Here is a 23143-nt window from a genome sequence, read left to right on the forward strand (position 1 = left end):
GGTTGGAGCGGTTTGCTAAGGCAGCTGTGTTGTTTTTTGTGATGGATCTTACTGCATCTTTTTTATCATGACAAATTAGCGTCACTCCGTTGAGCAGAACTGTAATAAGAGTAAGATTAGCTGTATTCACTGTATGTTCAGGCAAGCGGAATTGAGGTTTACTAGAGGGGGAACAAGACCAATGAAGGAGGAGATAGGTTATGACTCAAGCGATGCAGCGCCAGCAAGCGGTAACTATCCATAAAAATGAGGTGTTCGCTTTAACCGCAGAGCAGCTTCAACCTCAGCTTATTTACCGGGATTGTAAACCGAAGCAGATAATCCGGGTTGTAAAGAATGAACTAGCGGTGCATGGCTGGCAGTCAGAATCGATTCAAGGTGCAGAGGCTCTTTCTGCCATTGCTTTTGGTAAAGGGGAGGAGGTTATTCTAGATTTCGGAGAGCATCTAGTGGGAAGGCTGGCGATTCGGATTATTCCAATAGGTAGTCCCCCGGATGCTCCGTTACATCTGCAGATCACCCTCGGGGAAATGCCGGTGGAGATGGCTGAATCCTTTTCTGAGTATGACGGATGGCTAAGCAGCTCGTGGTTACAGGAAGAGCGAGTTCATCTGGATATACTGCCTTCATCACTAAATCTGGATCGTCGATACAGCTTTCGGTATGTAAAGCTTAAGGTACTTGATACGTCACCGAAGTATAAAGTATCCTTTGCTGAAATTAGTTGTACAGCGGAAACTTCGGCTGACCGCTCCCTTCAGGCTCCGTTGGGCCACACAGATCCTGAACTGCAAGCCATTGATGAAGTCAGCGTGAAGACGCTGGAAGAATGTATGCAGGAGGTCTTCGAAGATGGACCTAAGCGGGACCGAAGACTGTGGCTTGGTGACCTGCGGCTTCAGGCGCTGGCCAATTACGAAACGTTCTCAGGCAATGATCTGGTTAAGCGATGCCTGTACTTGTTTGCAGCTTATCCGGATGAGCGGGGTCGGATCACGGCTAACTTGTTCATGAAACCCCAGGTCATACCTGACGATACGTATCTCTATGATTATTCACTCTTTTTTGTATCTACACTTCATGATTATTACTTGGCTACAGATGACCGGAACACGCTGGAGGAGCTGTGGCCATCTGCTTATCGGCAGATAGAGCTGGCTTTAGAACGATTGGACGAGCGTGGCATTGTGACCGACGATGAGACCTGGTGGGCTTTTATTGACTGGCATCCGGATCTGAACAAACAGGCCCCGGCGCAGGCTATCTTAATCTATAACTTGAAATGCGCGCTGCATCTGGCCGTTCTTCTCGGAAATGAACGACAGGATCGTTTACGGCAGACGATTGAAGAACTTACGAAGGCCACTTTGGATCACTTATGGGACTCTGAATTAGGCTATTTTGTTAGTGGTGATATTAGGCAGGTTTCATGGGCTTCTCAGATCTGGATGGTGCTTGCCGGAATCGTTGAAGAAGAGCGCGGGAAGAGACTATTGCTACGGCTTCAGCAGGATTCCGCTCCCATTCCGATGACCACACCCTATATGGTTCACCATTTTATTGAGGCACTGATTCAGATGGGCGAAAGGGATACAGCCATTTCGGAGATCAAGAAGTATTGGGGGCAGATGATTAAAGACGGGGCTGATACGTTCTGGGAGCTGTATAATCCAAGCGACAAGAGCTTTTCTCCCTATGGCAGTCATTTAATTAATAGTTATTGCCATGCTTGGAGCTGTACGCCAACGTATCTGATCCGCAAATATCAATTATAAGCAGATGCCTATTCGATATCAGCTCGAACAGCCTGAGCACCGTAGCAAATGGTGTCTCAGGTTGTTTGGCTCTGCTTGCGGTACAAAAGCGGAGTAACTTCGTATCGTTCCGCGAATTTTTTGTAGAAAAAGCTTAGGCTTTCATATCCGCATTCTCCGGCTATATCTCCAATCGGTCGATCACTGTTAGCGAGTAAGAGCGCGGCATAAGCCATACGATGCTCTTGTACCAACTCACCAAACGTTTTGCCTGTGCTTTTCTTAAGTAGATTGCTCAGATAATTGGGATTGAAATTAAAGCGTGTGGCCAAATCCTTCAAGGAGCAGTTATTAAAATGATGTTCCAGATATTGTAGGATTTCCAGCAGATCGCCCCGTTTAGTGGTAGGTAATCCACTGGGGGCGGTGTTCTGGTTTAGAACCCGCATGAGCTCGGTAAACACGATGACCATATAACCGTTGATCATGTCCGCGGAGAAATCACGGGGATCAAAGTACTCGCACATCATGCTGGCGAGAATATGGTGAAGGTTATGACTGTTATCTGATCGGAAGACAAGGTAACGGTCATGGGCTGCAGCGGGAGATTGGGCGTTGATCAGAAAATCACTTAATCTTCCGTCAGAACCCAGCCGGGTCAGAAATGCCGCGTTCAGTGTTTCCTTTCGCATCAAAATATTGATCAAAATATCGTCTTCATTAAGTGTAAAAATTGAATGGGGTACGTCCGTATCCAACAAGCAAATCTGGCCTTGAGTCAGCTCTACGACGGATCCGCCAATAGTCTGACGGCAGCGGCCTGAATACATATAATTTAGTTCGATAAATGTATGCGTATGCTCCGGCATATCGGCGAACCGGTGGTGCTTGCTGATATGATAATCGCCCTGATTAAAAAAATGATGTACCGGTAGACGCGGAACCCGTTCTCCGTGAGGTAAGATCAATTCTTTGCCACCAAATTCATTAATGTTGCGACGGGTGTACTGTTGTTTGGCTTCGATTGCATCAAGGCGGCGTAGATAACAATCCAGCTCCATATGATCCATTAGCGTGCCCCCTCTTTTTCAGCTTCACTTAATTTTCGATATTCCTCTGGTGTGAACCCGGTCATTTTCTTGAATAGGCGGAAAAAATATTTGGCGTTATCGATCCCAAGACTCTTGGCAATCTTATAAATCTTCTCATCACTGGTACGGAGCAGCAACTTGGCACGTTCGATTCGCTCTTTGTTGACATAATCAATCAGATTTTCGCCCGTCTTCTCCTTAAACAAGTAACTAAGATAGCTCGGACTGATGTAGAACAGATTCGATAAATGCTCTAGCGTGAGGGACGAGCAGATGTTTTTGCGGATATATACCTTTACATTATCAATGACGTTGGGAGAGGCATAGACCGATTGTTCCTTTAGTAATTCTGCAATCGAAGTGAGTACGGTCAGGAAATATCCCCGGATTTCTTCCGAATCAAATGAAATATTAAGTACGCCTTCAAGGCTGGATGATGTATGTTGTCCGTTCTCTACAGGAAAATAGACGGAAACCAAGGTTTTGACCTCTGTGATTATGGCTCGGCAGTTCTCTTTCAACTGATGGATTGTTGCTGCGGGTTGCCCTCGGTAATAGTCAAAATAGTCGTGAATTCGATCTTTCACCTTATCGCTATTCCCAGATTCGATGAAAAAGATGAGTTCCCGGCTACCTTCCCACATTTCCGGCCCTGCTTGGTAGCTACCCGGGCGGTAGTGGAAAAACTGTCCCTGGTCGGCGATGGTCCGGCAGTTCAATGCGGACATCGATTCTAGCCGTGCCTTCGGCAGTTCCTTCAGATCGGTTTTTCTGCCACTTATGCCGATGCAGGCTTGTGGTCCAGTTTCTTCGATCAACTGTTTGGCTTCATAAGAAGCCAGTTCTAGCACCTTGGAATCACTCAGTGAAGCATCACATAGCAGGAGTGAAAAGGCGAGTTTCCTGCTCTGAGGATGAGGGAGAAAGATACTAGTCCTCTCCAGATAGGGTTCTTGGGCAACTAGATCTTCTGGATTATAGAGCGTCAATAGGATCATTCTTCGGGATGTCATCAGATTGAGCAATGGGGCTGATCGGAAGCTTGGCGGCTTCTCAGCCGGGTAGAAGCCGGCAATGTATTGAAGCAGGGCCTGCAAATCTCCCTGTAGGCTTAGCTGCTCCGCTTCTTTGGTTATATTCAGAGTTTCCGCCTTAGCGGACTGCTCACTCTCTATGGCGGTTATCGCTTTGGAGATCGCTTGGTGGATCTCGTCTTTGCTGAACGGCTTCAGTAAATAGTGGACAACTCTGGCTGAGATCGCTTCTTGCATATATTCAAAATCGGAAAATCCGCTGATGACGATGATTTTCTTATCGGAATAATCATTTTGCAGCTGACGAAGCAGGGATTTTCCATCCATCACGGGCATCCGCATATCGGTGAAGATTAGATGTGGGTCCGTCGCTTGGATAAGGTCCAAGGCATCCTCACCATTGTCGGCTTCTCCACTGAAGATCAGTTCATTAGTCACTGCCTTGATTTTTTTTAGTAGACCCTGGCGGATCAAAGGCTCATCGTCGACGATTATGAATTTGTACATGATCCAGTCTCCTTTTATCTTTATTTAGAGGGGAGTGTTAGGGTGATCGTTGTTCCCAGCGCGGGTTCGCTGGATAGGGTCAGTCCGAAATCTGAGCCGTAATACAGGGCGATGCGAGAGTGCACATTCTTAATCCCGATGCTCTGTCTGCTCCGGTGACCAAGCCCCATGAATTCCGGTGGTTGATCTAGCAGTGTTTGAATTTCCTTAAGCCGTGCTTCTGGGATACCAATCCCGTCATCTTGGATCTCAAAAATAATTCGCTTGGTATCAGGCTCCAGATAGCCCTTTAGTAAGAGCATGCCGTTACCTCTTTTATTCTCCAAGCCGTGATAGACGGCATTCTCCACTAAGGGCTGAAGGATCAGCTTGAGAATTTTCGCTTCCAGAACGGAGTCCTCCATCTCTTTTACAAAACAGATTTTGCTGCCGTAGCGGATCTGCTGGATGGCCATATAGTTATCGACATGCTGAATCTCGTCCCGGGCAAATACCAGCTCACTATCCGTCTTGATACTGTAGCGAAACATATCTCCCAGCGCTTTGGTCATTACAGCAATGCTTTCAACCTCTTCAATTTCAGCTATGCTGTTGATAGATTCGAGTGTATTATACAGAAAATGCGAATTAATCTGGGCTTCAAGCGCTTTCATTTGTGAATCCATGGTCAGAATTTTATTCTGATAGCTCTCTCTGACAAAGATGTCGATGTCCTGCATCATCTTGTTGTATTCCGTATACAGAAAGCCGATCTCGTCAACCCGCTTAGGTTTGATCTCGGTTGTAACGAATTTTTGCGATTTGTTTTTGCGCATGATTTTGGCGAGTTGGGTAATTGGCTTAGTAATCCAGTTGGATAATAGGATGGACAGCAGAATGAAAATGACCGCACAAGTAAGGGAAATATAAAGGATCAGCTTGTTGGAAATTCCGTATTTCTCGTACAGCTCACTTAGCGAAATATTGGCGATAACTGTCCAGTGATATACAGGAAGTCGCTGAATAACCGTCAAATTATTTTCATTGTAAAATTCCAGTTCATCACCCTGCATAGCCTCGGTCTTGCGGGTTAAGTCCTCCGGCAGCCGTGAGTCCGTGTTCTGGCCGGTACTGTCGTAGATAATGTTGCCATCGTCATTGGCCAGTACAAAATAACTCATATTTGGGACAGCGTCTTGATTCAAGCCTTTGAAAATATCTAAGCTACAGTCCAGCATAAACACACCAAGGAACTGCTGAGTCTTCATATCATAGAGCGCACGGGAGAATACCAGGGAAGGCTCAGAATTAATGATATAAGGCTTTACACCGGGCTCGCCGATATACAGCTGACCTTTGTTGGCAATGGTCTTCTGATACCACGCATCCTGGAGGGGGACATATCCCACCTTCAGTTCCGCCGTACTGCCATAGCTGATATTTTTGCCGTCAGGAGAAAAAAGATAGATTCCATTAACATAATCATAGCTCAGTAGCAAGTTCTCAAAGATCAGCTTCAGCTTGTTTTGTATAATGAAAATGTCATAGGAATCACTGGTGCTGGCCAGTTTTTTTAGCTCGTCGCTAACGGTAGTGTATGCGGTCGCACTGGAGGTTTGCTGCTGAATGGTAAGTGAAATGCGTTCAATATTTCCGAAAATATCCTCAATGCCTTTAACGGTATTATGGATGGTGTTGGAGGCAACGAGAGAGGTTTGCTGGTTGACCAGATTGGTATAGCTCCGGTAGGAGTTATACGTGACGATCACAATCGGAATGACAGATACAAGAACGAGTGCTAGAAAGAGTTTCGTTTTGATACTGGAAAATTTCATTCGCTCTCCTCCGATTTAAGCCGTTCGTAAAATAGTGCACCCTAAATGCAAAAGTAATTATACCGCTTACAAGATTAAAATAACAATACAGCAACCAACAAAAAATGGATGCCGGGAAATAGAAGTGATATGAAAACAGGGAGGTTATTCTATGAAATTACGTACTAAAAAACGGACAGGAGCTTTAATGTTAGCGCTGTTACTTGCTGTTCTAGCAGGCTGCGGCTCAGGTAACAACAGCAACACTAGTAACGCTGAAAATAGTGGAAGCGCTACAAATGCTCCGGCAGCAACAACAGACAGTGCGAAAAAGGTGACGCTGACCATGATGGTATCTGGCACTAAAGCCCCGGACGGACAGGATTTTGCACTTGATATTATGCCTAAGCTCGTGAAGGAAAAGTTCCCTAACGTTACGCTCGAAACTTCCAAGCTTCCGGATGAGCAATATTTCACTTCGATTCGTACAAAGCTCGCTTCAGGTAAAGGGCCTGATATTTACTGGGTATTCCCAAGAAATGCATCCCTCGGTGTCCTGGACATGGCAAAGGCCGGCTATGCGGCTGATCTATCGGATTTAACCTTTTGGGATAACATCAGCCAAGGGGCGAAAGATGATATGTCTTATGAGGGTAAACCTTATGGAATCGCTGGAGGTCTTGATTATCTAGGGGTGTATTACAATCAGGATTTGTTCAAGCAGGCGGGTGTCATAGAAATGCCGAAGGATTGGACCTCATTCCTGGAAGCTTGCCAGAAGCTGAAGGATGCGGGCATTACTCCAATCTCACTCGCGGACAAGGATCCTTGGTTCCTCCAGTTCGGGATGTATCAAATCGCAGCGAATGAGGTTTATCCGGATGAAATGGATTTCGATACCAAGCTTCAAGCGGGAGAAAAATCGTTAACAGATCCAAAGTGGGTAGCCACGATCTCCAAAATGAAGGAATTATATGACAAAGGTTATGTAGTCAAGAACTCACTTGGACTTGGAAGTGCTCAAGCGGCTCAACTGTTCGTAGATGGTAAAGCGGCTATGGTGTTTGACGGAACCTGGGATTATGCAACACTGACAGCCAAAGGTGCAGCCGACTTTACCCGTGGATTCTTCTCTCTGCCTGCTAACGATTCAGGCCAGCCCACTTATGTCTCTGCTGCCACTGCTGCTGGTTTCGCGCTTAACGCCAAATCGGAGAATCTGGACATTGCCAAGGAAGTTATGAATTACCTGTTTGATGGTCAGTCAGATCTGTTCAAGGCTTGGACCGAAGCCAACAGTTCGATCAGCGTGTATAAAGGTGTTCCGTTGAATCATGACCTGTTCAAAGAAGTTAATGATTCATACCTGAATAATGGAAAGTCCGTATACTTCCCGAATCAAATGTGGCCAACGGGTGTAGCTGAAGAGATGGAAGCTAAATTCGCCGAGATTATTGGTGGACGAAAGACTACTCCGGAGCAGGTTACAGAGGCTATGGACGACAAGTTCAAGGAATTGTGGAAAAATTAAACGGGAATTACTGAAGGTCGTCCCGCCAGTCCTGTCATTTAGCTCGCTTGACTGGCGGAGCGGTTCTGGATAGGAGGATGAGACAGAGATGAAATCAACTGTAATGAAAAAAACGATGTATTTTTTCGCAGTTCCGGCCTTGATCTTTTATTTAATATTCTGGATCTTCCCGATTACGAAGCTGTTTCAATATAGCATTACAGATTTTAACGGGTACGCCCAAACCTTTAATTATATCGGCTTTGATAATTATAAGGATTTGTTTAGCGGAGGTACGCTGGGCAACTCGATCAAGAATACTCTCATTTATACGGTTGTCAGCGTAGTGGGGGGCAATCTAATCGGGCTTGGACTGGCGCTGCTGCTGAACATGAAGATTCGAGGCAAGGGCTTTTACCGCTCCATCTCCTACATTCCGACTCTATTCAGTGCGATTGTGGTCGGCTTCATCTGGAGTTATGTTTATATGCCGGACAGCGGGATGATTGCAACATTCTTGACCAAGCTCGGGATTGCAAATGATAATTTGAATTTTCTCGGCAGCTATTCCACGGCGCTATATTCTATTATTTTCGTAGAAATCTGGAAGAACGTCGGAACAACAATGATTATCTTTCTGGCAGGTCTTCAGACCGTTCCTAGTGAGCTGCTCGAGGCCGGCAGAATCGATGGTTGCGGTGCCTGGAAGCTATTGCGGTTTGTGAAGCTCCCACTGCTTGCCACATCCATTACGATCAATACGACGCTGAGTTTAATTAATGGTCTGAAAGCCTTCGATTTTCCGTTTATTATGACTAATGGAGGTCCTGGAACTTCGACTAACACCCTAATTTATTCGATTTATAAAATGGCGTTCACGGAGCAAATGTTTGGCAAGGCCTCGGCGCTCGGGATTATTTCGTTTATGCTGATTATCGCTATTACTGCGGTTTCTGTCCTGATGATGAATAGAAAAGAGGTGTCAGCATGAGTAATGGAACAGCAGTAGGCAACATCCTGCAGCAGCATAAGCCTGTCCGAAACGTGCGGAAGCCTGTTAGAGCCGGGTCAATTCTCAAAAAAATACTTGTTCAGCTCCTCGTTATCGTGATTATGGTACTGAATCTAATTCCGCTTGTGATCGTGCTGTCCACCTCACTGAGATCACCGGACAACAACACAAACCCGCTTGATTTGTTCAATGAGATATCATTTACAAGTTACCGGACAGCCTTTGAACGGATGCATTTTGATTCCGCTCTACTAAATAGTGTGGTGCTGACAGCAATTTCCGTTGTTTTAGTTGTGATCTTCGCGGCTATGGCTTCCTATCCGATGGCCCGAATCAGAAGTAAATGGAGCCAGTTTCTGTATCTTTTCTTCCTTGCCGGGCTAGTCGTACCCGGACAGATGGTTCTGATTCCAATTGTGCAAATGATCAACAGCTTGGGTATTCCAAGCACGCAGTATACGCCGATCCTGATGTTCGTTACCTGCAGCCTGCCATTTTCAACATTCCTGTACACCGGATTTATTCGTAGTGGTGTTCCGGAGGAGGTAGAAGAAGCAGCACATATTGATGGTGCGGGACTTTTTCGTCGGTTCTGGACAGTGGTCTTCCCGCTACTGATTCCCGTCACAGTTTCGGTCATCATCACGCAGGGCATCTGGATTTGGAATGACTATTTTTTCAATATGACGTTTATATCCAAGTCCTCGCAGTCTCCACTGCCGCTAGCCATGCTTGGCTTCATGGGTGACCAGCAGAATCCAACCCAGTGGAACGTCCTCTTCGCAGCTTGTATGCTGTGTGCGCTTCCGCTACTGATTGCCTTCTCGTTCCTACAGAAGTATTTCGTAGGGGGACTTACGGTAGGTTCAGTGAAAGGCTAATCTTCAGAAACTGCATCATGTGATATCTCATCGACGACTCTTTAAATCTCTGAAGAGGACAGCAGCAGCTAGACTGTCATCAGTTACATGCGAGAGACTTGTCCAAAAAAATTAAAAGGAGCAATCACATGAGCAGTGGAATGAAAGGTTTTACCCTCAGAAAACTAGTTGTGGTCACCCTGATTATGGCGCTTATCATCTCCATGATATCAACGATCGCACCGAATCAGGTGAGAGCGGCTGACAATGTAGCGATTGAGTTTGCTAGAGGCGCATCCAACATGCCGATCTTTGATGGTGTACCTAGTCATCTGGACGCATTTGTAGATTTGATTTTAGCTGATATGAGCATCGAGGATTTGGCGTATTACGCGGATCAAAAGAGTGCCGGCACAGCCCGGACAATCGCGGGAGGTTATACCTTGCCGGGAACGGCAGCCGGCGGAGTGGACCGTGTTATGGGTGTAAGCACAGATATGCCGTCCATGCTCGCTTTGGGACAAAGCTGGAATAAGGATCTAGTCAGCAAAGTGGGGACAGTCATGGGGAACGAGCGGCGGGGAGAAGTCACTTTGGCCAATCCCAACACCTTGATGTTCTCTGCCGTATCTGATTTACGGACAAATCCACTTAGTGGCAGATTTGAAGAGGGCTACGCAGAGGACCCAGTCCTTGCTGGAACGATGATCAATTCCATGGCTAAGGGGATCACCGGGTACGGGGAGGCTGGCAACGAGGATGGCTTCTGGTTAAAAGCTCAATTGGGGACGAAGCATTATACCAACTATCTGGCACAATGGTTCAGAGCAAGCGGCCAATTTTATGCAAGCGCCCGGGCGCTTAATGAATACCAAATGAAAAGTTTCCTATATCCATTACAAGCCGGTGTGGTCCAAAGTATTATGACTACTTACGGTCGAACGAATGGAGTTCCTAACCATATCTCACCGAATATTATCCGTGCGTCGAATTCAAACCCGTATAGTATGCTGCCGGTAGGTGATTTTATAGCCGCCGATCGCGCGATGACCGCAGGCTTCAACAATGGTTATCAGAACTATACGGATGCTGATGGTGCGGCAGCGCTCCTGCTGCTTAGCGGAAATCATGCCAACACGACAAGCTCCACCCGCACCAACATTCTGAATGCTGTAAATAATGGGACTTTTGGTGTGACCCGCGTGGATCTAGAGAATAGCGTCCGCGGACAAATCGAGATGTGGGTACGCACTGGATATTTTAACGAGAAAAATCCAGATGGTTCCCCGAAAAGTTATCCGTTCTCGGATTTAGCGAGCGACCGGAGTCCGCAAATCTATACGTTGAACGAAAACCAGAACGTTGCGCTTGATGCTTCGCGGGAAAGTGTCGTTCTGCTGAAGAACGATAATAATTTGCTACCTTTATCCAAATCCAGCAACGTTGCTGTAACGGGGCTGTTGGCGGATACCCGGTTTAAAGCAACTTACTCTGTATCTAAAACACCGGTATTGCCTGGGGCTGGGCTGTCCCCACTTGGAGCCATTCGGGAAGCAATTGGTAGTGATAATGTTATCTTTGGTACAGGCGCTCCCGTAATTGCGTTGGATTCTGTCTCCAATCATCAAACGGTTACGGCTTCCACCTATACGAACGGTGCTCAGCTCACTGCGGATTTCATTGCACCGGATATGGCAACCGTAACAGACAGTGTCTATGTCTATAGTGCCGCCGGAAAAGCCTATACGGCATCCCAAGCCTTTGAGGCTTACGCATGGGGCCAAGGCGGCTATAGTTACTTGTCACTGGCAAATGGAAAATGGCTGAAGGACGTAACGAGCGGAAGTAGCCGTACAGTCCAAAACAGCGATGCGACCAAGCTCAATCTCGTGGAAAATCCGTTCTCTAATGTGGCGGATGCCAGTACACTTCCGGGTCGCTTCCGTCAAGAAGCAAATAGCGACGGAACCGTCTCGCTGATCTCAGGCACGTATTCGGAGAGCTTCGGAGGTGGGTTTGAAACAGCTTACTACTCTGCTGGCCGGTTTGTTACCGTGAACGGGGCGGATCGTCTTGATCTATCGTCGACGACGCTGACCAATCAAGCAGGCGCCGCGGCACGAACTGACAATCAGAAGTTTCAAGAGATTGTCTTGAAGGAAGCGGGCGCAGATGCAAGCGCTTGGGCCTCCGGCAACGATTACGCCGTAGTTGTCGTCGGTGCACCTGCCAGACATAGCGCAGGCGAAGGCGCCGACAGATCGGATCTTAACCTGGGAGAAGATCAGTATAAGATTGTGTCTCAAGTGGCGCAGGCTTTTCCGAAAAAGACGGTTGTTATTGTTAAGTCAAATGCGCCTGTGAACATGGAGGCCATTCAAAACAATGAGAATGTAGCTGCTATTATGTATCAGCCATATGCAGGTCAATACGACAGCAAGGCACTTGCGGATGTGCTGTTCGGTGATTACGCGCCTACTGGTCGCCTATCTTCGACATGGTATGCCGGAATGGATGCTTTGCCGGTTCTTGATAATTATTCATTGCCTGAAGGGGCGACTCCGGTGACTTTGGCCGAGCTCGATCCTCGATTTACAGTGGATATGACAAACGGTGATCCGCTTGAAAGTAAGCTGACCTACATGTATACCGATGCCCAAGTAACTTATCCATTCGGTTACGGGTTGGGATACAGCAGCTTCGAATTTTCGAACTTAAGCGTGCCGTCTAATGTTAGCGGCAAGGAACCTTTTGCCATCAACCTAGATGTGGAGAATGCTGGAGCCGTTAATACTTCTGAGGTAGTTCAGCTGTACATCAAAAACAATACCTCCAAGTACGGTGATCATACACCTAAGAAACAGCTGGTTTCCTATGAAAAAGTGTACATTCCGGCCGGAGAGACAAAGGCTGTTCAGCTTACAGTGAACCCATCTGATTTCGGCGTGTGGGATGTCAACCGTAATGAGTATGTGAATGAAACAGGAAGCTACACTCTGATGGTAGGCAAATCGTCTAGTGACCTTCCTATATCCGCAGCGCTCTCTTACAATAATGAGAGTATTGCGAAGCTTGATGCGGTCAATGCGCCTGCTAACATTTTCGATCATGCCTTTGCATCTAAAGATGTAGTTTATCGAGAGGTCTCCAAGCTTCGTACAGCAGAAGGGCTTAAGGCAAAAGAAGCCGAGAACGGATATTATGCCGTCATGTCTAAGAACAGCAACTCCTGGGTAGCACTTAATCAAGTTCGTTTATCCGGTGTAACTGGCATTACCTTGCGTGGGGCTTCCACTAATGCAAGCTCAGTAGTTGAGGTTAGAGCAGATTCTCCAACGGGAACCCGTTTGGCGGTCGTTACATTTGACGCGACTGCGCCAGCAGTTCGTGAGGTGCCAGGCAGCACCTTTAAAGTGACCGAGTTGGATTATACCGATGTAACGGGGGAGTTGTTGACGACACTCTCCGGTACGCATGATTTATATCTAGTCTTTAAAAATCCGGATATCCGAGTGGATAGTATCCATTTGAGCGGCGCAGTGCCTGGTAACGTTGTGCCGACAGCACAGGTCGGAAATCGGCAAGTCACTATAAGCTGGCCAGCTAACGCAAATGCTGAAGGTTACAACGTATACGTCAAGGAAGGGGAAACCTACACACCAATTACCGAGCATATTACCTGGAAAGATAACAGTCTTGGTGCAGTGATTACGAATCTGAACAATGGCCAATCTTACACATTCGCCGTATCAGCAAGCAATTTGTTAGGCGAAGGGGTTAAGTCGGACATATCGGTTACACCGACAAGCGGTAGCAGTGGTGGCAATGACAGCGGGACGACGAATCCGGGAACCACTGCGACACCGACACCAACGCCGACGCCGACGCCGACTAGCAGCGCATCAGCGTCTCAGGCACCAAACCCAGATTCGCAGCCGGGAACATCGGGACAGTCAGCAATAACTTTCCGGGATATCTCTAGCCGATATGACTGGGCAAGGCAGGCTATCGACAAGCTTGCGGCAGAGGGGATTATTAAAGGCACAGGCGATGGTATGTTCTCACCGGGAGCAAAGATCAAGCGAGCGGACTTTATTGTGATGGCAGTTCGGGCCTTTAAGCTCAGTTCGGATTCAACAGATCAGTTTGCCGACGTCAATCCAGGCACATATTATGCCGAGGCGTTGTCTATCGCCAAAGCGCTCGGAATTGCTAAGGGTGGTGCGGACGGAAAATTTATTCCGAATGCCGAAATCAGCCGACAGGATATGATGGTTCTGATCGCTAGGGTGCTGAAGGCAGCTGGGAAGCTTCCCGAAGTAGGTTCAACGGTAGATCTGAAAGGATTCAGAGATGCTTCGAAGGTATCAAGCTATGCGGTAAGCAGCATTGCGTCACTGGTTAAGGCAGGGTTCGTTAAAGGTGACGGATTGGATTTGAACCCGGGTGGAACAGCGAGCCGGGTCGAAGCAGCAATGCTAATCTATAATACTTACAAAAAATGATCTAGTGGATAAAGCTTGATGCGATAGGCAATAAAAACCTGCGGTTGTCTCGCCAAGACGGCGAAGGCATCTGCAGGTCTTTTGTTCATACTTGGTTAAAAAATAGAAAACATAAATTTGTGTGTTTGTACAATTTCCCCCGTACATGCACTTCTAGGCATCTACCCACATACAATAAGATGACCATGAACCCGTAAGGCTAACAGATCGGTTTCATTGTACAAGTGCGGGAGGTGTCGCCAAGTTGCCTGGATTCTTAAGTACGATCGCGTTGCTAATTAAAGAACTGACGTTGCTGGTATCCTACGTAAGGAACAACGCATTTCCACAGCCGCTCTCGGAGCAGGAGGAAAGCAAATACTTAGGCATGATGGCTGAAGGGGATGCTAAAGCCCGAAATTTGCTTATTGAGCACAATTTGAGATTAGTAGCTCATATAGTGAAAAAATTCGATAATACTGGGGAAGACATGGAGGATCTGATCTCCATCGGAACTATTGGTCTGATCAAAGCTATTGAAAGCTACCGTCCAAACAAAGGCACAAAGCTAGCCACTTTTGCTGCCCGTTGTATTGAAAACGAAATCCTGATGCATCTTAGATCATTGAAAAAGACCCGCAAGGATGTTTCATTACATGATCCGATAGGGACTGATAAAGAAGGAAACGAAATTACACTCATCGATATCCTTGGCTCCGAGGCAGATGATGTCATTAAAGAGGTCGATCTTAAGATTGAGAAAAGCAAGATTTATCGTAATCTTGATATTCTGGATGACCGGGAAAAAGAAGTCGTAGTGGGCCGCTTTGGATTAGACACGGGTGGTGAGGAACGAACGCAGCGAGAGATTGCCAAGGAGCTTGGTATCAGTCGCAGCTATGTGTCGCGGATTGAGAAGCGAGCGCTCATGAAGCTTTATCATGAGTTTTATAAGGCTAAGCGCTAGGATCTTAGATAATAACTAAAGATTTACAATAGAATTTGTTAAAAGCGACTTGCCAACAAGGGAGTTGCTTTTTTGTTAATTCAAGTAGTTGGGCTAATTGAACATAAAAAAAAGCATATTCAGAAAATTAACTTTTTAACTGCTAAGGGGTGTTATTATGTCATATAAAGAAATATATGATCTACATATTCAATTGTTACATGTATATGAGAATAATGAAAAGTACCAAGGTCCATATCAGAAGCAGCTTAATTATTATAAGAGACAGTTTTTTATAGCTGAAGATATAGTTCAACGAATTTTTTTAAAATCAGTTAATAAAAATTCATGAAAAAAGTAGAGAAATAAAGATAAAGTGGTGTTCAGAAGAATACTTTAAATGATGCATAGATTTAATATATATATGTTTTGAATGTAGGAATAAGCTTCTAGATAGATAACTCTGAAATGATCGATAGCAAAAAAAGAGTAGTAATAATTGTCGCTAGACTTATATCTACAAGAGTTGAAATGATGTAGTAATAATATGGATATAATGAAAATATATTTTTGAGTCACTAACACGCCCTAGTCGCTTTTGATTAAAGAGGATGAATCTGCCGATCAGATCCAATAACCTCGTGAATATCTCTGGAATGTGGATAACCCGAAGCGGTTTAGTAATTCCATGACGTATTTAACACAGCGTTAATACTATATGTGGACAAGTAGGAGGGGGTTGAGGTGAAAGAGGATCTTTTGATTAACAAAAAACTTGTTTTTATTTGATTAGTACTATATAGTTCTATCTATGACGAATAAAAAATTGAACAATGGATCTGCTAAATCTAAGAGTTCCAATCCGGTTAACCGGACCAAGGCAGTTGAAGTGGCTGCACAGTTATTTCTGCGTCAGGGGTACAGCTACGTTAGTATGGATGAGGTAGTACGGGTTAGCGGAGTATCCAAGTCGAATATTTATTACCATTTTAAAAACAAGGAGGAATTACTTCATGCTGTGGTGCAGTACTGGATCGCCCAGTATGAATCAGATCTTTACCTGCTGCTCAGTCAGCGTGAACGAGAGGTAACAGAACGCATCTATTCGTTTATGGCGTTACTGTCCGCAGGCATAGAGGGTCGGGATTATGAAGGAAGTTGTCCGTTTATTACACTGTATATGCAGACACCAGCCAGTGCACCGGAAGTAAAAGAAAGCATATCCCGTTTCTTTCGTGAGTTGCAGCCTATGATGGAGAAATTGTTCCAACAGGGGCTGGATGGCGGGGAGTTTCGTAAAGGAATCGAGCCGGGGCCAGCAGCAGCATTATTTATTGCGGCAATGGAAGGTTCCCTTGTACTTGCGGAGACCGCGCGTGATACAGGAATTATTGAACAATCAGCACGTACTTTTTGTCAGATGCTTCGGTAAACGAAGCTGTTTTTTTGAATATAATTAGTACTAAATAGTACTATAAGGGGCGAATACACAATGAATGTTCATACTACTCGTGAAACAAATACGGAGCACACTAGGGACATAAAGCAGGTTATTAACAAGAGGGCAATTGAACCAGCAATCATTTTCATGACAGGCAGTACAGGCTTTATCGGTAAGGAAACAGTAAAACAACTCGCGGCTGGGGACACAAAATTGTTGTTGCTTGTTCGTTCCGAACCAAGAGCCAGAGTTGTGCTGCAAGCTTACGGAGTGAAGAACTTCGACCGAATTACATTTATCCACGGCGATTTGTCCAAACCAGGTCTCGGCCTTGTATTGACTGATGGGCAGCTTGTTCTCGAAGCAGACGTCATCATTCATGCTGGCGGCACGATGGATGTTACTCTGGAGCGTAAAGAAGCAGAACAGATTTTTATGAACGGCGCGAAGGAAGTGGCGGAACTGGCTGGCGAGATCCATCGTACACGCGGACTGAGACACTTTATCCATGTTGTTGGATTTATGAGCCCGTATGGACAACGGGACGAAAAGGGGGAATACATTCAGGTCAACAAACTAGAAAATCATGAAAGTGCATATGAAGAAATGAAATTTCACGCTGATCTGTATATCCGTGAACATGCAGAGGCGAATCAGTATCCGTTGTCTGTTGTCAATCCAAGTACAGTCGTGGGACCGCGGCCCACGGGTGAAACCGAGCAAACGGGTGGTATCGGACTGCTCATTCAGGCGATTCAGAAACGATTCATGCCTGTTGTACCGGGAGGTTCATCGTATTGGTTGCCGCTTGTGGAGAATGATGTGGTTGCAAAGACCCTTGTCTTTTTATCCAAAGAAACAGCTCCAGTGGGAGGAACGTATCCACTTTTGGCGCGCAAAGAAGATAGTCCTAGCATGAAGGAATTACTGCATCTTCTGTCACAGCAAATGGATGTTCCAAAGCCCAAATGGGCTGTACCACTGACATGGGTTCAATGGGCGATGAAATCAGGCGGTACGCGGATCAGCGGTGTTCCAGCAGAATCGGTTTCTTTTATCACCAACAGAACATTTCCGGTGGAAGAGACGGAGGCTCTGTTCACACGTATGGGACAATCCTGGCCTGATATCAGGGAACAGCTTCCATTTGTGACAGCCGACTTGGATTATCGTCTCCGTCATGCATCATCTGGGACTTTGCCAGCCGGTTGTATTCGATCACGGATAGGAAATTTGGCTGCACTTGGTTGGGATGGTGAAGGAGAGTCGTGGATCATCGTACATGGTTTGCTTAGTTGTGCCGATGAGATGTTACCTTTGGGAGAACGGCTTCGGGAACTGACAGGAAACCCGGTATGGCTTGTCGATCTGGCCGGATTCGGTCGGTCACCTGTTCATCAGAAGAGTGAAGCGTTTGAAGGCCAGGTGCATGAACTACTCACCGCACTTCGCGAGTTGGAAGGCCCGATGAAGCTGATCGGTCACTCTGTTGGGGGCGCAATTGCGGCTACGGCGGCATTCAGGAGCGGACGCACAGATATTCAGCTTGGTTTATTGCAGCCCGTAGGTCATAACTCTAACCAGACAGCTCTGCGTATGGCTTCCCGTATGCCAAGAGATTTCGTGCGTACCCTTCTGGCCGGGCGATCCGAAGCTGGCTGGAATCGTATGCTTCAATCAAAACGTGACACGGATCACCGTGTAATTAGAAGATTTGCAGAAAAGGTGAGGTCCAGTATGCAATCTCCACGCATTGCGGGTGCGCATACCGATTTGTTACGCTGGATTCATACCGGGAAGGGCAAAGGAGTCCAAGACAAGTTATCGATGGGGATGTGGAGTAAAGCTGATCAGGCGAAGAGCACAGTAGTGGTCTGGGGCAAGGAAGATGAGGATTACCACTATCCTGAGGAAATCGATCCACAGGTTAAATGCGTAGATGTACCCTATGGTCATTATTTTCCGGTATTTCAGCCCCATGATACTGCTGCGATTCTTGTAGAGTGGTTCAATACCAAGAGATGAGACGAGTCCAGTTCTCTACGGTGCAGGAATCCCGCGAATACTGTCGAAAGGGTCAAGTTCGATTAGGGTGTGTCTTAGAACTCCTAAAGGAGCAGATTTTGCCGAATTTAGTTCCAAGCCAGAAACTTTTTCGCAGGCGTACCGGGGTACGTCAAGAGAAAGTGACGCAGCAGGGGGACGAAGCGGTGAAAGATGCCCTGAGTTTTTCTCTGTAGTTAAGGGACTTTTTCATTGCAATATTACAGATGAGGTTAAAAGAAATGTTGATAATTGGCTTATGACATACGAGAATGCAAATACCAAACCTCACTTTTATACAGTATTATTAAGATCAATCGGCTAAGAATATTAGTTTTTAGGAGGTAACATGGCTACTATTAAAATATGGGGAAAGGAACTGGTTTGTAACTGTTGTAGTCAATCAGACTGGGATCACTCCCGAATTAGAGTAACTATTTGTGATATTAGTAAGGGAGAAGAAAATTCAATACAATCAAGATATCTATTTAGTTGTACAACTTGCGGAATGGAGGTAATGTTTGGAAAAATATATGATTGGGAAAATAGTAGTAGAAATATTGTAATTGAAGAAGAAAATTCAAGATAGTTAAGTGAAAGGCCACATAGGAGCGTAAGAACTCCACGTGGCTATTTAATTGTTTGCTTGCCCAGAGACATGCATAATTCTGTCCATTTCTAGTATGACATCACATCGTGTACACAACCTCAAAAAATTCGATAATACTGGAGAAGACATGGAGGATCTCATCTCCATCGGCACGATCGGCCTGATTAAAGCCATCGAGAGCTATCGCCCGAACAAAGGCACAAAGCTAGCCACTTTTGCTACCCGATGTATCGAAAACGAAATTCTGATGCACCTAAGATCCTTGAAGAAAACTCGTAAAGATGTATCACTGCACGACCCAATTGGGACTGACAAGGAAGGTAATGAAATTACTCTCATCGATATCCTTGGTTCGGAAGCGGATGATGTTATTAAAGAAGTGGATTTGAAGATCGAGAAGAGCAAGATTCATCGAAATCTCGATATATTGGATGACCGGGAAAAGGAAGTTGTCGTTGGTCGTTTTGGATTGGATACAGGTGGAGAAGAGCGGACGCAGAGGGAGATTGCGAAGGAGCTTGGTATAAGTCGCAGCTATGTGTCACGGATTGAGAAGCGGGCGCTCATGAAGCTGTATCATGAGTTTTATAAGGCGAAGCGGTAAGACTGATGACAATTACACAGTAATAATCCATTAATAATAAGACTTGAAAAGCGAATTGTCTACGGATGAGTCGTTTTTTGTGTGGATAGGGTTCGCCCTACTTATGATACGGTTCATCGCACTATCTGTAACGGCAAGTTATAAGGCCATCCCTTTCGGGATGGCCCTTCCTGTAAACGTGGTTACTCGAGTACTCTGTCATTTTTAATTGAATTTCTTTTAATTAATAGTTCCTAGTAATCTGGAAACAATTGCTGCAAACTCTGCTCTAGTAATATCTTTTTCAGGCTTAAATGTACTGTCTGCGTATCCTGTAATAATATTATTGGATGCGAGTGCATCAATGGAATCATAATACCATGCATTTCTTGTAACATCTTTGAATGATGTGTTTTCAGTACCTGTTAGCTTAAAAGCTCGAGTGATTAGTGCCGCTAATTCACCACGACTAATCTTCTCATCTGGACGGAATCTTCCGTCACTATATCCGTTCATCAAGCCTGATCCAGCAGCTGCACCAATAAACTTATTCGCCCAATGAGTTGGAGATACATCTATAAAGTTACTTTCTTGTCCTTCAAGTCCCATGTAAGTTGCAATTACTTTAATTGCTTCGGCACGAGTCAAACCTGAATTTGGACGGAATGTTCCATCGGAATAACCGGTCAATAATCCCTTAGCAATTAGTGCGTCAATGCTTGCTTTTGCCCAATGATTCATTGTATCTACAAAACTAACAACTTTTGGCTTATCTGCTGGTGTTATTGTTTCTGCAGGTGCCGTTGTTTCTATAGGCGTTGTTACTGCTGGAGGTGTACCTCCTCCAGTATTTGAATTGGTTGGTCCATTATCTGTGTTTGGATTAGGATTAGTAGAGTTTGAAACATATTGAAGTGCTGGAGCAAATGTTGTAAGTAGTCTAGCTTGACTTTGTTGCTCAAGAGCGTAGCCCATGCCTAAAATTTTTGCATCGTCCCATGCTCTACCAACCAGTTGCATAGAAATAGAATATCCGCTGTCATTCGTTCCTACAGGAACAACTACCGTAGGGAGACCCACATTAGAGGTTAATACGCCCGTGTTACGGTCAGAACTTAATTGAGAAGCTGATGCGTCATTGTTATATACGTCACTAATAAAACCTGCATAAACAACAGCATCAACGCCATTCGCGTCCATCCAGTTTTTAATAACTTCCTTATAGTCGGTTCTATACTTAATGTAATCTTGTACAGCTTGTTCAGTCATACGAGTTGGAGTACTATATCCTCTTTGATTATAAATAAGCACCTTATCTGAAGCTAGTACACTTGCTCCATCAATATAAGGGAAGTCCTTATGAAGCTCAATATAACGTGCCCAACCTTCAGTAGATCCATTAATACCTGAAGGACGACTAGGGCCTGATGGTACAGCTGACATTTCAACCATTGTCGCCCCCGCTGCTTGAAGCTCTAAGAACTTATCTATCACTGCCCGTCCAGTATCATCATCAGCATATGCAGATACAAAGGATGCAGGAATATATCCAATTTTCTTTCCTTTCAATGCATAAGCATCCAGAGATTCCTTCCAATCCACTGGACGCTTATGATCTGCATCAGCAGTGACTGTGAAAATATCTTGTGGGTCCGTACCCGTTGTAGTATTCAATATAATGGCTAGGTCAGTTACTGTTTTAGCAATGGGACCTGCATAATCTTGTCCCCAAGTGAGTGGAAGTACTCCTGTAGTACTTGCCATACCGTCTGTACCCCGGAAGCTTTTTAAGCTAGCGCCTGTAGTTGGTGCATAGAGAGATACCCCTGTTTGCGATCCCATTGCTGCTGCTGCAAAATCAGCTGCAACAGATACTGCAGACCCGCCGCTTGAGCCAAAAGATGTTTTTGATGGATAGAGTGCATTCCATGTTTGCTGCCAGCCGCTCTCACTAAAGCTTCCGCTGTTAGCAAACTCAGAAGTATTTACTTTACCAATAATTACAGCTCCAGCTTCCCGCAGCTTTTTCACTTGGAATGCATCGGAATCAGGCTGCCAGCCTTCAAGAGCTTTACTGCCACCTGTAGTAGGCATATCCTTTGTGTCATAAATATCTTTTATCGCAATTGGAATACCCAATAAATCACCTTTTACACCGTGTGCACGGGCATCGTCAGCAGCTTTTGCTTGGTTAAGCGCAGTTTCAGATACATGCAGGAATGCATGGAATCCCAATTGTCCCTCATCGTATACCTTAATTCTATCTAAATAGGCTTGAGTAATTTGTACAGAAGTAGTTTTACCATTAATCATATCCTTCTGCATTTCTGCAATTGATTTATTCTTAACATCATACGGCGATGAAGTTATTAATTCTTTGGCCGCAGGAGCATTTGGAATATCCAGATGATCTCCAGTATCAAGTCCCTCTATAGCAGATATATCCCAGTTGCTAATTGAACGAATTTGTGCGTTTGTTAATCCTGTTACATCCAGCAGACTATTAAGTCCATCTAGCATAGCAACCAGATTTTTCAACCCTTCTTCACCAGCTTCTCCAACTTGTACATAATTTACTAGGGACTTCGATTCGCCCGGCCCAATATTTAGTGAATTAATGAACCCATAGAAACTCGCTTCATTTCCATACTCAGCTAAGGGTACTGTGAATGGATCCTGTTGCTGATTCCCTAGACCTGTTAATCCATTATCAAACGGTTTTGGTGATCCCACTGCAACGCCTAGCGGCTTATTGTTTCTGGCACTGCTATCTACAACAATCCATGAATCATCTGTTGTTACCTTTAGATCGCCTGAGTAGGTTGCCTTAACTACTGAAGCATTTGTTGTTGTACCATATCCTAAAGAGCCACCGAATGATACATCAACTTTTATAGCGACATCATTTTTATTAGTAAATGTATCAAAGAATCTCGTTCGATTATGAATAGTATCCACATACACCTCACGTGTTACAGTTACATTTCCTAGATTTACAGATTGAGCCGAAGTAAACTTATTAACGCCATCGTATTTCAAGTCAAACCCACGCATCATTTGACCATTCATCAGTGGAGCTGAAGGCGAGGACACTTTAACAAAGATATTGCCGAAACCTTGTACTTGTGTAGCACCAACTGTACGTAAACTTCCTGTGTCTAAGCTAGGAGCAAAAACATCATGAATCTCCCATACTGTGCCACTTTCTGAAGTAACTCTAGTTAAAGCATCAGCTGTTTGGAACGGAATTACACTCGTAGCAATAACAGATAACACAATTGAAGTAGCTATAAATTGCTTTTTACTCCAATTTTTTTTTGCTGGTGAATATTCAGATCGGGTGGAACCAGAATGATCTCTTTTAGTTTCACGTAGACGTTTGAACTTATTCATGTGCGTAATCTCCTTTTCCTTTATGTATTTTATTATTTAATGTTAGGAAATATAACACTTGTATTTGTTTCAGTCAATAAAT

Annotated in this window: 14 protein-coding genes; 10 read left to right on the forward strand and 4 right to left on the reverse strand. The window is 45.1% G+C overall.

Annotated elements, in window-relative coordinates; genetic code table 11:
* Positions 1-200 precede the first annotated feature (200 nt).
* The gene (locus MKX60_RS26315) at positions 201-1775 is read left to right on the forward strand and encodes an alpha-L-rhamnosidase-related protein (RefSeq protein ID WP_341061415.1); all 1575 of its coding nucleotides are present in this window, start codon (positions 201-203) and stop codon (positions 1773-1775) included.
* Positions 1776-1831: 56 nt separating this feature from the next.
* Here the strand turns inward: MKX60_RS26315 and MKX60_RS26320 are convergent, their stop codons facing one another.
* Genes MKX60_RS26320 through MKX60_RS26330 form a run of 3 tightly spaced genes read right to left on the reverse strand, consistent with a single transcriptional unit; the run spans position 1832 to position 6200 of the window.
* A complete protein-coding gene (locus MKX60_RS26320) occupies positions 1832-2824 on the reverse strand; it encodes an AraC family transcriptional regulator (RefSeq protein ID WP_341061416.1) in 993 nt (330 codons plus the stop codon).
* A complete protein-coding gene (locus MKX60_RS26325; protein ID WP_341061417.1) occupies positions 2824-4386 on the reverse strand; it encodes a response regulator in 1563 nt (520 codons plus the stop codon). The genes MKX60_RS26320 and MKX60_RS26325 overlap by 1 nt, the downstream gene beginning before the upstream one ends.
* 20 nt (positions 4387-4406) lie before the next feature.
* The gene (locus MKX60_RS26330) at positions 4407-6200 is read right to left on the reverse strand and encodes a sensor histidine kinase (RefSeq protein ID WP_076286290.1); all 1794 of its coding nucleotides are present in this window, start codon (positions 6198-6200) and stop codon (positions 4407-4409) included.
* A gap of 151 nt (positions 6201-6351) precedes the next feature.
* On the opposite strand from MKX60_RS26330, the gene MKX60_RS26335 reads away from it, so the two are divergent.
* From MKX60_RS26335 to sigK (MKX60_RS26375), 9 genes are all read left to right on the forward strand, one after another.
* Complete coding sequence (locus MKX60_RS26335; RefSeq protein WP_341061418.1) at positions 6352-7710, forward strand: ABC transporter substrate-binding protein; 1359 nt, start codon at positions 6352-6354, stop codon at positions 7708-7710.
* Between the two features lie 88 nt (positions 7711-7798).
* Positions 7799-8680 carry a carbohydrate ABC transporter permease gene (locus MKX60_RS26340; RefSeq protein ID WP_341061419.1) on the forward strand — a complete coding sequence of 294 codons (882 nt, stop codon included), beginning with the start codon at positions 7799-7801 and terminating at the stop codon, positions 8678-8680.
* Positions 8677-9582 (forward strand): carbohydrate ABC transporter permease, encoded by a 906-nt coding sequence (locus tag MKX60_RS26345; RefSeq protein WP_341061420.1) that lies wholly within the window; start codon positions 8677-8679, stop codon positions 9580-9582. The genes MKX60_RS26340 and MKX60_RS26345 overlap by 4 nt, the downstream gene beginning before the upstream one ends.
* A gap of 128 nt (positions 9583-9710) precedes the next feature.
* Positions 9711-14066, forward strand: coding sequence for a glycoside hydrolase family 3 C-terminal domain-containing protein (locus MKX60_RS26350; protein WP_341061421.1), 4356 nt, complete (start codon positions 9711-9713; stop codon positions 14064-14066).
* Between the two features lie 244 nt (positions 14067-14310).
* Positions 14311-15012 carry an RNA polymerase sporulation sigma factor SigK gene (sigK, locus tag MKX60_RS26355; protein WP_042125228.1) on the forward strand — a complete coding sequence of 234 codons (702 nt, stop codon included), beginning with the start codon at positions 14311-14313 and terminating at the stop codon, positions 15010-15012.
* A gap of 805 nt (positions 15013-15817) precedes the next feature.
* The gene (locus tag MKX60_RS26360) at positions 15818-16423 is read left to right on the forward strand and encodes a TetR/AcrR family transcriptional regulator (RefSeq protein ID WP_341061422.1); all 606 of its coding nucleotides are present in this window, start codon (positions 15818-15820) and stop codon (positions 16421-16423) included.
* 60 nt (positions 16424-16483) lie between these two features.
* Positions 16484-18457 carry an alpha/beta fold hydrolase gene (locus MKX60_RS26365; protein ID WP_341061423.1) on the forward strand — a complete coding sequence of 658 codons (1974 nt, stop codon included), beginning with the start codon at positions 16484-16486 and terminating at the stop codon, positions 18455-18457.
* A 367-nt stretch (positions 18458-18824) separates the two neighbouring features.
* Positions 18825-19064 carry a hypothetical protein gene (locus MKX60_RS26370; protein WP_341061424.1) on the forward strand — a complete coding sequence of 80 codons (240 nt, stop codon included), beginning with the start codon at positions 18825-18827 and terminating at the stop codon, positions 19062-19064.
* A 94-nt stretch (positions 19065-19158) separates the two neighbouring features.
* Entirely contained in the window at positions 19159-19689 is a 531-nt protein-coding gene (gene sigK, locus MKX60_RS26375) for an RNA polymerase sporulation sigma factor SigK (RefSeq protein ID WP_341061425.1), read from the forward strand.
* Between the two features lie 219 nt (positions 19690-19908).
* Here sigK (MKX60_RS26375) and MKX60_RS26380 read toward each other — a convergent pair whose 3' ends face one another.
* Entirely contained in the window at positions 19909-23061 is a 3153-nt protein-coding gene (locus tag MKX60_RS26380; RefSeq protein ID WP_341061426.1) for an amidase family protein, read from the reverse strand.
* Positions 23062-23143 lie beyond the last annotated feature (82 nt).

The sequence above is a fragment of the Paenibacillus sp. FSL R5-0914 genome (assembly GCF_038004525.1).
Taxonomy (GTDB): domain Bacteria; phylum Bacillota; class Bacilli; order Paenibacillales; family Paenibacillaceae; genus Paenibacillus_AQ.